The sequence below is a fragment of the Bradyrhizobium sp. SZCCHNRI20481 genome, assembly GCF_032485055.1.
Lineage (GTDB): Bacteria > Pseudomonadota > Alphaproteobacteria > Rhizobiales > Xanthobacteraceae > Bradyrhizobium.
Map to the genome: position 1 here is coordinate 188978 of NZ_JAUEUE010000011.1, position 11276 is coordinate 200253.

At 63.2% G+C, this 11276-nt stretch carries 8 protein-coding genes and 1 tRNA gene; 4 read left to right on the top strand and 5 right to left on the bottom strand.

Translation table 11 applies throughout. From position 1 onward, the window contains the following. The first annotated feature begins 401 nt into the window (after positions 1-401). The 3 genes from QX132_RS19455 (at position 402) to QX132_RS19465 (ending at position 4821) form a co-directional block, all read left to right on the top strand. Entirely contained in the window at positions 402-3698 is a 3297-nt protein-coding gene (locus QX132_RS19455; RefSeq protein WP_316162460.1) for a sacsin N-terminal ATP-binding-like domain-containing protein, read from the top strand. Positions 3699-3858: 160 nt separating this feature from the next. Beyond that, entirely contained in the window at positions 3859-4170 is a 312-nt protein-coding gene (locus QX132_RS19460) for a hypothetical protein (RefSeq protein ID WP_316162462.1), read from the top strand. Between the two features lie 429 nt (positions 4171-4599). After that, a complete protein-coding gene (locus QX132_RS19465; RefSeq protein WP_316162463.1) occupies positions 4600-4821 on the top strand; it encodes an AlpA family transcriptional regulator in 222 nt (73 codons plus the stop codon). Here the strand turns inward: QX132_RS19465 and QX132_RS19470 are convergent. Both QX132_RS19470 and QX132_RS19475 read right to left on the bottom strand, forming a co-directional pair. Beyond that, positions 4769-6046, bottom strand: coding sequence for a tyrosine-type recombinase/integrase (locus QX132_RS19470; protein ID WP_316162465.1), 1278 nt, complete (start codon positions 6044-6046; stop codon positions 4769-4771). The genes QX132_RS19465 and QX132_RS19470 overlap by 53 nt on opposite strands. A gap of 167 nt (positions 6047-6213) precedes the next feature. Continuing rightward, positions 6214-6303: transfer RNA gene (locus tag QX132_RS19475), tRNA-Ser, on the bottom strand. 221 nt (positions 6304-6524) lie between these two features. Between QX132_RS19475 and QX132_RS19480 the strand changes: the two genes are divergently transcribed. Further along, positions 6525-6866 carry a hypothetical protein gene (locus tag QX132_RS19480; RefSeq protein WP_316162467.1) on the top strand — a complete coding sequence of 114 codons (342 nt, stop codon included), beginning with the start codon at positions 6525-6527 and terminating at the stop codon, positions 6864-6866. Positions 6867-6902: 36 nt separating this feature from the next. On the opposite strand, the gene QX132_RS19485 is transcribed toward QX132_RS19480, so the two are convergent. The 3 genes from QX132_RS19485 to QX132_RS19495 all read right to left on the bottom strand — a co-directional run bounded on the left by QX132_RS19485 (position 6903) and on the right by QX132_RS19495 (position 10917). Beyond that, the gene (locus QX132_RS19485) at positions 6903-8363 is read right to left on the bottom strand and encodes a trehalose-6-phosphate synthase (protein WP_315757256.1); all 1461 of its coding nucleotides are present in this window, start codon (positions 8361-8363) and stop codon (positions 6903-6905) included. A 217-nt stretch (positions 8364-8580) separates the two neighbouring features. After that, positions 8581-9399, bottom strand: a complete 819-nt coding sequence (gene otsB, locus QX132_RS19490) for a trehalose-phosphatase (RefSeq protein ID WP_315798743.1) — start codon at positions 9397-9399, stop codon at positions 8581-8583. Between the two features lie 3 nt (positions 9400-9402). Beyond that, positions 9403-10917, bottom strand: coding sequence for an MFS transporter (locus QX132_RS19495; protein WP_315773902.1), 1515 nt, complete (start codon positions 10915-10917; stop codon positions 9403-9405). Positions 10918-11276: the final 359 nt, after the last annotated feature.

Consider the following 11276-nt stretch of genomic DNA (forward strand, 5'->3'; position numbering starts at 1 on the left):
TCGCGCCCTGAACTAACGTAGACATATATATTCGCGAGGGAAAGAACTCGTTGCGGAAAATCCGCCGCTTTTGGGCCGACTAACCACAACTGGCGCCTAAGCAATTAGGCGAACGTCTTCGTGCCCGAACGCCCGCGGCCCGTCAGCGGCGGCGGTCCTAGCGGCGGACCAGATGTGCATCGCGACTCGCATCTTCCGGTCGCGCTTCACCGCCGCTCCATCCTACCGATACATTTCGGTGCCTGCAGCGGGTGGCATCGGTCCGCAAGCCCGGCGCCGACCGTGGTCGTCCACCCCCTTTACAACTTCAGGATGACCGTGGTCGGATGTCCAGTTTGGACGACTGCCGTTCGGCAAGCGCCAAAGGCAGGAAGGATCGCTGCCAAGTGGGGGGTGGGGCCGTGAACAAATCGTCCGACTTCGGGATCGACCTCGTTGCCCGGCTCGAAGAGACGGTCAACGAGAAGGTATACAAAGCGATCGCGCTCCGCGTACGCACCAAGGTTCTTGGAGCGAGGAGCGACCTGGACAACTCGTCGCGGCGGTGGCCGTTCGAACTCATCCAGAATGCCCACGATGCGGGAGCCCGGGCCGGCCGGGAAGCAATCAGCCTTTCCTTCGATCTGACTGGTGGCGTCCTACGTTTCGAACACGACGCCGCCCCGTTCACCATGGACGAGTTTGCGGCACTTCTCACCGGTGGATCCAGCAAGGACTTCATGTCGACCGAGACGACCGGTCGGTTCGGCACCGGCTTTCTGGTCACCCACGTGCTCTCCGAGCGCGTGCATGTGTCCGGCATCCTCGATGTGGACGGCAATTTCCGCGGTTTCGAGGTCGAGCTCGACAGGCCCAACGACGAGGGAATGCTGCTGCAGAACGTGCAGGATTCGCAGGCGTCGTTGAGACACACGCGCGCTGTGGCGGCGCTCGACGGAGAGCCGACGGCATCGTTCGCATACGTCGTGGACGACGAGAGGACGGCCGAAGACGGCCTGCGCGCGTTGGAGGACGCCCTGCCTTTCCTTTTCGCCACGTGCAGGCGGCTCGGCGAGATCACGATTCGGCGCGGAGACGCCGAAGTCCATTGGAAACTGACTTCGTCGTCGAAACCGAACCTCTTTTCGACGAAACCCAGCGAATACTACGTGTCGCGGACGGGAAACGACGGCCGAACGGATTGGCGCGTGATCCGAGCGACCGAAACCCGCTCCTCGACAGGCGCGATGGTCGTCGCCCTCATCAAGGAGGGCGCCGGCTGGTCGGTGCGGAAGCCCCTCACGTTGCCCAGCGTCTTTCGTCAGCTGCCGCTTCTCGGCAGCCCGGTGCTCCCGGGCTGGACGGTCATCGACGGACTTTTCGATGTCGAGCAGGAACGACGAACCATCTACATATCCGGCGAGCAAGCGAGACCTCTTCGCGAAGCGTTCGCCGCTCTTCCCGCTCTCATGGCCCTGGCCAACACCGAAAACTGGACAAACGGCTACCGCATCGCGCAACTCGGGCTTCCCCCCGGTATCGCCGGCGAGACGGCAATCGGAGTGTGGACGGAAATTCTGTCGACGACAGCACAGAAACTGTCGATGCTGCCGCTCATCCGAACCGCAAAAGGCGGCAAAGTCCGCTGTGCGAACCACACCGATGACGCTCGCTACGCCGACTTCATACGTCGTCCGCAAACAGGACCGAGCTACGACGATCTGTGGGAACTTGCGGCATGCTGCACCGAGGCCGACCCGCCCGACCGGGCCGTCTCCGAGGGATGGTCCGAGATCGTCGAAGGCTGGGAGACGCTTGGCGTCAAGGTATCGTGGATAGACCTCGAGACCATAGGCGAGCGCGCCTGCGAAGACGTGGAAAAATTGGAAGACCTCAAGGTAGAGACCGATCCGACCGATTGGCTCACGCGCTATCTAGATGCGGTAGGCAAGACGTGGAAGCTGAACGGGATCACCAAGTCCTACGTCGACGGCCTCGTGCCCGACCAGCATGGCATCCTGCGGAACGCTGACGAACTCAAGTTCGACGGAGGCGTGTCGGGGCGGACCAAGGAAATAAGCGCCGGCATCGGCCTCGACCTCGAATCGCAGCTTCTGGACGAGCGGCTAGTCGAGAGTTTGGCTTCGCAGAATCTCGCCGCCGGGCTTTTCACCCTTCGCGAGATCACGAAGGGCGAGCTTGCCGAAGACGAAGCGATCGAAGGGATGTTGCACCGGCTTTCCACGTCGTTACCGGACGACCAAAAGGTCGCCGAAGAGAAGAAGGCAGACGTCGACGCAAGCATCGACCTGCTGGCCCATCTTTGGGCCGCCGGAGGCAAGGCGTTGGAGAATGCAGCGTGGAAAGTGCCCCTGCTGGCAAGAGATGGCGCGGCTTACAAGCCCCGGCGGCGCCGGACCATGATGCTGCCGGCTTCCGTCTGGCCGGAATCGGCACGGGGCTTTCTTTCCGCATATCCACCGGGTCGCGTCCTAGACGAGCGCTATGCCGAAAGAGGCCAGGACCTGATCGAAGCCTTGTCGTCATGGGGCGTGGCGTATTCTGGGCTGTTGACCAGCGTCGACCGCGAGGAAATCTCCGAAAGAGGATTGAGACCGTTAGCCGCCGTACCCGACCAGGTCGCCGGTGTCACCTTGCGCGACGCAAGTCTTTCTCAGATCGCCCTGCTGGAGCCCGAGCTTATTCAGTACTGCAAGACGACGCGGGAAAAAGCGAAAGCTCTCTTGGGGCTCGTAGTATGCTTCGTCGCCGCAGCCGACGCTTCCTGGCGCTGCTCCGTCGAATTTCCCGTCAAGACCGCTGACGGGCAAAAGAACATAAGCCTGACGCCTTCGCTTTGGCTGAGCGACTTGCGCAGCAAGCCATGGATTCCAATCGAACAGGATGACGAGGTCGTGCACCATCCGGCGACCACGGCGCTCGTCAGGGATTTGCTCGATCCGGAGTGGCTGCAAGGCAATTCATATGGTGCGGAACTGCTGGTTCGGCACTTCGGGCTGGACGCGCTCGACGTGCGCCTGCTGGCCGCCGCAGCAGACGAGACCGTGCGCCAGCAGCTAAGAGACAGCCTCGCCAGGATCGTCGAAGTCGTCGGCGGAAACACCCAGGTCATCGAAGAGCTTGCCATGAAGGCTCGACAGCACCATCAGGGCGTCAATCTCATGAGGAAGCTCGGCCTTGCGGTCCAACAGTGCGTGCTCGAGGCGCTCGAATCGCGGGGTCTCAAGGTTGATCCAGACGACTATGGCTACGACTTCTTAGTAACGGCCAACGACGATCCTGACGACTTGTCCTCCCAGTTCCAGATCGCGCAATACAAGCTCGAGGTGAAAACAACGACGACGGGCGAACCTCGGCTCACGCCTCTTCAGGCGTCGACTTGCGCCCAGGAACCGGACACGTTCGTACTTTGCGTCGTCGATTTGCGGGATTTCGCGGGCGACGTCCATGCGATCGAATGGTCGTCCGATATCGTTTCGCCATTGTGTCGCCTGCTTCCCGGCTCCGCCATTCCGATCAGCGAAACCCTCTCGTTCGTCGAGGGTGCGGCCGAGAGCGACGTTCCCATCAGAAACGCATCTTCCCTGCGGTACGGCGTGACGGCCGACCTCTGGGAAGCGGGATTGGATTTCGACAACTGGGTCGAGGCCGCGTTCGGAAGCGACGCAGAGTCCACCGCAATTCATAGGGCTGTCTGACACACGAAGATCAAGACCAAGTCTGAACAGGCTTTCACTTTCTGATTTCACCTAGCCGAGATCGCCGATCCGGCCAGCAAAAACTTTTCGAGGGCGGACGATGCCAGAGCCACACCGACGCGAACGTCTCAGGCCAGCCTTCGATTCGGTCGCGAAAGCGATGAAGGCCGCGGTCGCCGTGATCATCACGGCGATAGTCGCCGCCATTGTTCTTTGCGTACCGGACCAGACTTTCGAAATCTATCGTGTGCTGGCCGATCCGCTGCAATCCTGGCACCTGCTTCCTTCCAGCCTGGCGCTGGTCTGCGCCACGTTCGCGACCTGGTGGTGCTGCAGGGCGAAAGTCCTTGTGGCGGCGAATGAGACAAACACCGCTCCGCACAGTTTCGCTTCGGCCGTAGCTGATCGATTTCCTGTCTCGCAGGTCGGGTTGCAGGGCTCGACTCCAGGCTTGGCATCGCTGGCTCCCTAGGAAGCCTCGATCCTGATGGCGAAGCTTTAGCCAAATGTAGCAGCAGATGACGAACCCGTAGGTAGGAGGCGTCGGCAACTCTCGAGGGCCCACAAACAGCGAAGCCGATCAAAATTTCCTCAGACTAAACGGAAGCTTTGGTCTGGGTTATTTTCGGCAAAAGCACAAAATTGACGATTATTGAAGGAGATAGCTGGCGCGCCGGGAACGATTCGAACGTTCGCCCCTCAGTTTCGTAGTTCGATGTAGCTCAGCTCATTCCGCCACGTCTCACCGCCCGGCCCCTATCGGAGTGCTCTGGCGTACGAACAGGCCATTGTCCTGACGGCTCGGACTCGACCAAACTGCCTAAGGAAATGCGGTACCGCGGGAGAGCGGGAGTAAGGCGAAGGTCCTCGCCCTGCAGGCACTTGGAATGGGGCAATTTGAATGATCGGCGACTTGGACGAGCGCCTTCTGCGGCTTCGAGACGTAAAGCAAAAAACCGGGCTAGGCACGTCCACGATCTATCGGCGTATCGCGGACGGCACTTTCCCCGTCCCTCGCAGTCTTGGACCCAACACCGTGCGTTGGTTACAGTCCGATATCGACGCCTGGATCAAATCACTGCCGCCGTCTCGCGTACCGGCTTCACTGAACGCCGAAGGTTGAGCAGGTCCTCGATCGGCATCTGGTCGACTATCAACAGATCGGCCCAGGCCTGCGCCAGCTCGATGCGGCGATCGAGGTGCTCGGCCCGGTTATAGGCGCCCTCCACGACATTCTTGGGTACGTGCGCCAGCATCAGATCGATGATGTGCCGATCGTGCTTGTAGCGCTCATTCATCACAGTCGAGAACGTCGCCCGCCAGCCGTGCGGAACGTGGCGATGATGGTAGCCAGCACGATTTAGCAGGTAGCCGATCGCGTTCTCGCTGGCCGGACGATGTGCATGTCGCTGGTTCGGGAAGAGATAGGGTGTTCGCCCCGTGAGCACGCGAAGGGCACGCAGGACGTCAAGAGCCTGGGTCGAGAGCGGCACCAAGTGATCCCTGCTTTGATCATCCTTGTACTGGAGACGGAGTTTCATCCGCTCGGCGGGCACCACCCAGATGGGAGATTTTGGATCCAGATCTTCGAACTCTGCCCAGGGCGCCGCAATCAGCGTTCCCGGCCGCAAGGCCGTCAACGCCAAGAGCCTCAATCCGAGCTTAGTGACTGGCGAGGCCGGCGTCTCGTCCGCCCGCCGCAGGACGATCCTCGCTTGTTCGAGGTTTGTCACAGCCGGTTGACGTCCCTTCTTCAGCGGCCTCATCGCCTTCTGAACGGCAGCAGCGGGATCATTTTCGGCCCGTCCCGATGCGATGGCGTAGACGAAGACCGCCGACATCCGCTGACGGACGCGCCGCGCAGTTTCGAGAGCGGGACGATCCTCGATCTGACGCAGAACAGCGATCACGTTGGCCGCAGTGATATCCCTGATCGGGATGGAGCCGAGATCGGGGAAGACGTCCCGCTCCAATGAATAGAGGACATCGAAGGCGTGCTGCTTGACCCAGTGCCCCTTGTTCAGATCGTGCCACTCACGGGCAATCGCCTCGAAGGTCGACGATTGACTTGTGGCGACCTGGAGACGCCTGAGCCGCTTCTCGACGGCAGGATCCCGCCCCTCGCGAAGAAAGCGCTTGGCGTTTGCGGCCGCGTCCCTGGCTTCCGCAAGGCCAACAGAGGGATAGGGTCCGAGCGAGAGCAGCTTCTCCTTGCCGTCGAACTCGTATCGCAGGCGCCACAATTTCCCGCCTGCTGGAGAGACGTACATGTGGAGGCCAGCACCGTCGGTGAGCTTATAGGGCTTGTCCGCCGCCTTGGCTTTCCGAATCTGGACGTCACTCAGCATGAACTCACCCGCAATACCCGGTCAGCTCGGCCCGATACCCGGTTTCATACCCGGTAATTATCGGGTTTGGATGGGCAATCCTGGGAAGGGCCGGCAACAATTCCAACACCTAATGCATTGTTAGACAAGCATTTTGGCAGGTTTTGGGAATGGCGGGGATGGGTGGCTGGCGGAGAGAGTGGGATTCGAACCCACGGTACGGTTTCCCGCACACACGCTTTCCAAGCGTGCGCCTTAAGCCACTCGGCCATCTCTCCGGCGGCCCTCTCTTGGCGGGGTCGGCGGCGTTTTGCAAGCCGGGCGGGGGCTCAAGGGCTAAATTTCCCCCAAATCGCTGATAAAAATCATCAATCCGCCCTGGTCGCGGGCTCGATCGGGAGGCCGTGCCGCCCGGCCGGCCCATCATGAACCGGCCGGCCGGGCGGCAAGACCACTGTTTTGCAGCCCGTCGGTCCGGCTGCCGACTGAGGGATTCGCGATGCCGTCATCCTCCCCTGCCCGTCTCGCCGTCCTGCTGACGGCGGTGCTCAGCCTCGCCGCCGGCCCGGCCCGCGCCGATCAATGCACCAAGCAGGGCGTCGACGTGACCTGCGACGACGGCCGCAAGGGGATCTGGCAGGGCGATGCGATCCTGTGGCCGGACGGGACGAAGTCGAGCCTGAAGCCGCACCCGTCCGTCATCGTCGGCAACAAGGCATCCGTGGTGGTGGGACCCGGCGTGTTCGTCGGACAGGGCAACGGGATGGTGCCGATGGACAATCCGAGCTCGCCGAACAAGCTGCGCTGCGCCGTGCTCGACGGCGTCTCCTACTGCCATTGAGCCTCGCCGCACGGAGCGGCGAGGAGCAAGTCCGGTTCAGTGATAGCGCGCGCCAGGCGACAGCATGCGGCCGGCCAGAAAACCCGCCGGAGTGGCAGGCAGGGGTTCGATCTCGACCTCGGCAGCGTCACCGTCCTGCAGCGCCTCGACGAAGTCGGCAAACCATTGCTGGATCGAATGGCGGCGCAGCTTCGTCATCATGATCTCATAGCGCATGCGGCGCTCGTTGAGCGGCATCGACAGCGCCATCGCGATCGTCCGCGCCATGCCGTCGATGTCATGCGGATTGACGATCAGCGCCGCATCGAGCTCGTTGGCGGCGCCGGCGAATTTCGACAGCACCAATACGCCGGGATCGACCGGGCTCTGCGCCGCGACATACTCCTTCGCCACGAGATTCATGCCGTCTTGCAGCGGCGTGACGACGCCGACCTGGGCGCTGCGATAGAGGCCGGCCAGCACGCCCTGACCATAGCCCTTGTTGAGGTAGCGGATCGGCGTCCAGTCGACCTCGCCATGGCGGCCATTGACCTCGCTGACGAGGCGCGCGACCTCGCTCTGCAGATTGCCATAGGCCTCGATCGATTCGCGCGACGGCGTTGCGATCTGCAGCAGCGACGCGGCGCGCAGCAGGCTCGGGTGCATCGTCCACATCCGGTCGAAGGCGTTGATGCGGTTGACCAGACCCTTGGAGTAATCGAGCCGGTCGACGCCGATGGCGAGCTTCTCGCCATTCAGGCTGCGGCGCAGCCGCGACACATCCGGATGCGCCACCGCCTTTGCCGCCTGCTGCGCAAACTTGTCGGCGTCGATGCCGATCGGGAACACGGCCAGACGTGTGCGGCCGTGCAGCGACCTGACCACGCCGTCACGCACCTGCAAGCCGAGATCGGCGCGGATGCAGGCGGTGAAATTCTCGCGATCATCCTCGGTCTGGAAGCCGATCAGATCATAGGCGAGCATCGCGGTGACGAGATCGCGGTGATTCGGCACGCTGTCGATGACGCTGCGCGCGGGCCACGGCGTATGCAGGAAGAAGCCGATCGGGCTCTTCACGCCCAGCGTGCGCAACTCCGCGCCGAGCGACAGGAAGTGATAGTCCTGGATCCAGAACAAGGTGTCCGGCTTCTGGAACCGGAGCAGCGCGCGCGCCACGAAGGCGTTGACCTCGCGATAGGAACGATAGTCATCATGCGAGACGCTGATCAGATCGCTGCGTGAATGCAGCGCCGGCCATAGCGCCGAATTGGCGAAACCTTCGTAGTAGCCGGCATAATGCGCAGCCGGCAGATCCAGCAGCGCGAGCGCGCCTTCACCGATCTGCTCGATCTCCGCGATCGGTTCCGTCTGCGCGCCGTCGCGCACACGACCCGAGGAACCCACCCATACTGCCCCCGATTTCTCCACAACGGGCAGCAATGCTGCCGCAAGTCCGCCGGTCATTGGCTCATTGGCTTTGCCACGGGCCACCCGATTCGAAACCACGACGAGGTTCACAGCTCCCTCCTGTTGGTCATATCGGTTAACAGCTGTTCATCAATATGGTTCCGGGCCACCCTTTCAACCAATTGAAACCAAATTCGGGCATTCGCGCGGTGTAATCACAGCGTCAAATCAAGTCAGAACTGTTCTAATCAACAGCGACGCATTCAACATGCGACCGCTTGGCGAATGGAACTAACAATGTAGCGATGCGGAACCACTGCACGGATCGCTAGGTCGATGAATTAGTTCCACCGCCGGCGAGGCGCGTCAGGAATGCGCGCACGTCGTCCGGTGCGTCGAAATGTCCGTCGACGCCGAGCGCACGGCGGCCGACGGAGAACGAGAGGCCGGCGAAATCCGGCATGATCGCGAACACCGTCTCATCCGTAACGTCGTCGCCGATGAAGAACGGCTTGCGTCCCTTGAACGGTGCGTTCCGCATCAGCTCGCGCACGCCGCTCGCCTTGGTGAAGCCGGCATGCTTGATCTCGCACACACACTTGCCGGGCAGCACCTCGATCGGCGCCCCCGGCAACTCGGCGCGGATGCGCGACACTTCTTCGTAGATCGCCTTCTCGGCCTGCGGCGCGAGGCGATAATGCAGCGCCAGCGAGTAGCCCTTGTCCTCGAGCAGAATGCCGGGGCTGAGCCTGGCGATCGCAGCGAGCCTGCGCTTCAGCTCCTTGTCCAGCGGCGGCGCCTTGATGGCGTCCGCCTCGCCGCCGCCGCCGAGCCGCATCTCCGCGCCATGGCCGCCGACGGCGGGATAGACCTCCGGCGCGAAGATGAGATCGATGTCGTTGAGCGAGCGGCCCGAGACCAGCGCCAGCGCGCCGGAGGTTCGTTGCAGCAATGCGTTCAGGGTCTCGGCCAGGCCCGGCGGCACCCACACCTCGCGCGGCGTCGGCGCGAGATCGAGCAGGGTGCCGTCGATATCGAGCAGGATCGCCACCTCGCGAAGATGCGGCACGAGACTGGTGGGCGCCGGAACGATATCGGCGGGCTCCGACGCAGGAGAAGCGATCAGATCGGAGTTTTCGGACATCATCAACTACTCCATGACAGCGAGCGGACGCGCCACCTGCTCGAGCGATTTGCGCTCGGCCGCGATGGCATAGCGCCAAGCGACGAGCGCCGCCACCAGCATCAGCGCGGCACCGAACAGATAGCCGCCGAACACCGCGCCGCGCGCCCCGCTGTCGAGCAGCGCGCCGAACAGCGCGGGTCCCGCGACGCCGCCGATCCCGGTGCCGATGGCGTAGAACAGCGCGATCGCGAGCGCGCGCACTTCCAGCGGAAAATTCTCCGACACGGTGAGATAGGCGGCGCTCGCCGCCGGCGACGCGAAGAAGAAGATCACCATCCAGGCCGCGGTCTGCGTCGCGGCGCTCAGCACGCCGATCGAGAACAGATAGCCGGTGAGCGCAAGCAGCACGCCGGAGACGCCGTAGGTGAAGGTGATCATGGCGCGGCGCCCGAGCGTATCGAACAGGCGGCCGAGCAGCAGCGGCCCGAGCACGTTGCCGGCCGCGAAGGGCAGGATGTACCAGCCGACATGGTCGGACTTGATGCCGTAGAAGTCGGTCAGCACCAGCGCGAAGGTGAAGAAGATCGCGTTGTAGAAGAACGCCTGGGCGATCATCAAGGTGAGCCCGACCAGGGAGCGCTGGCGATAAACTGAGAACAGCGTATGCGCGACCTCTCGTAACGGCGTGTGGCTGCGCATCCGCAGCCGCATCCTCGGCAATTCCTTGGCGCGCGCCTCGCGGTCGTGGCCGGTGACGTCGCGTTCGATCTCCGCAACGATCCGATGCGCCTCTTCGGGATGGCCGTGAATCATCAGCCAGCGCGGACTTTCCGGAATCCACATCCGCATGACCAGCACGACGAGGCCGAGACAGGCGCCGATGCCGTAGGCCAGCCGCCAGCCGACATCCGGGCCGGTGACGTCGGGATCGAGCAGCACGATGGCGCCGACCGCGCCGAGCGCGGCACCCAGCCAGAAGCTGCCGTTGATCATGAGATCGGTCCAGCCGCGATAGCGCGCCGGCACCAGCTCCTGGATCGTCGAGTTGATCGCGGTGTACTCGCCGCCGATGCCGGCGCCGGTCAGGAAGCGAAACAGCGCGTAGGTCGCGATGTTCCAGGACAAGGCGGTGGCGGCCGTCGCGGACAGATAGAGCGCAAGCGTGACGAAGAACAGCTTTCGGCGGCCGATGCGGTCGGTCAGCCAGCCGAAGCCGAGCGCGCCGAGCACGGCGCCGGCGAGATAGGCGCTGTTGGCAAGCCCGATGTCGAGATTGGAGAAATGCAGCGCCGGGCTCTGCTTGAGCGCGCCCGACAAGGCGCCTGCCAGCGTCACCTCGAGCCCGTCGAGCACCCAGGTGATGCCGAGCGCCAGCACGACGCGGGTGTGAAAGGCGCTCCAGCGGAGATCGTCGAGCCGGGCGGGGATGTTGGTTTCGATGACGCGATCCCGGCCTGCCATGTCGCCCGGCGGAGCGCCGGATTGCGGCGCTGACGTGACGACGCGGAGGTTGGGAAAGGATGCCTGTCGGGGTGCCATGGAATCCCAATGCGACGGCGCAGGTCGCACCGCATGCTCGACCGAGAGGATGAAGCAAATGCGGCGAATGCCTGCCGCTGCGACTCAACGTCTCGTCGCGCGCAGGGTTCCCGGAGTGGGGCGGGGTTCGGCGCTCGACCCGCCTGGGGGCCGCAGCGTTTCCTGGGTGAGGCCCAGGCGCGCCTCATTTCAGCTGTCGTCCCGGGCAAGCGAGCGAAGCGAGCGCGACCCGGCATCCATACCGCGTGACGCAAGATTGGGGCACGCGATCGATACCGCCCGCCACACATCTGCCGCGGCGTACCGATCCCGGCGTTCGCCGGGATGACAGCGGAGAGTTTGGCCGCGGGCCCGCCAAC

Excerpts from the sequence above, each read along its gene's own strand:
- QX132_RS19460 (WP_316162462.1), top strand. The coding sequence starts at position 3,859 with ATGAAGGCCGCGGTCGCCGTGATCATCACGGCGATAGTCGCCGCCATT.
- QX132_RS19465 (WP_316162463.1), top strand. The coding sequence starts at position 4,600 with ATGATCGGCGACTTGGACGAGCGCCTTCTGCGGCTTCGAGACGTAAAG.
- QX132_RS19470 (WP_316162465.1), bottom strand. The coding sequence starts at position 6,046 with ATGCTGAGTGACGTCCAGATTCGGAAAGCCAAGGCGGCGGACAAGCCC.
- QX132_RS19480 (WP_316162467.1), top strand. The coding sequence starts at position 6,525 with ATGCCGTCATCCTCCCCTGCCCGTCTCGCCGTCCTGCTGACGGCGGTG.
- otsB (WP_315798743.1), bottom strand. The coding sequence starts at position 9,399 with ATGATGTCCGAAAACTCCGATCTGATCGCTTCTCCTGCGTCGGAGCCC.
- QX132_RS19495 (WP_315773902.1), bottom strand. The coding sequence starts at position 10,917 with ATGGCACCCCGACAGGCATCCTTTCCCAACCTCCGCGTCGTCACGTCA.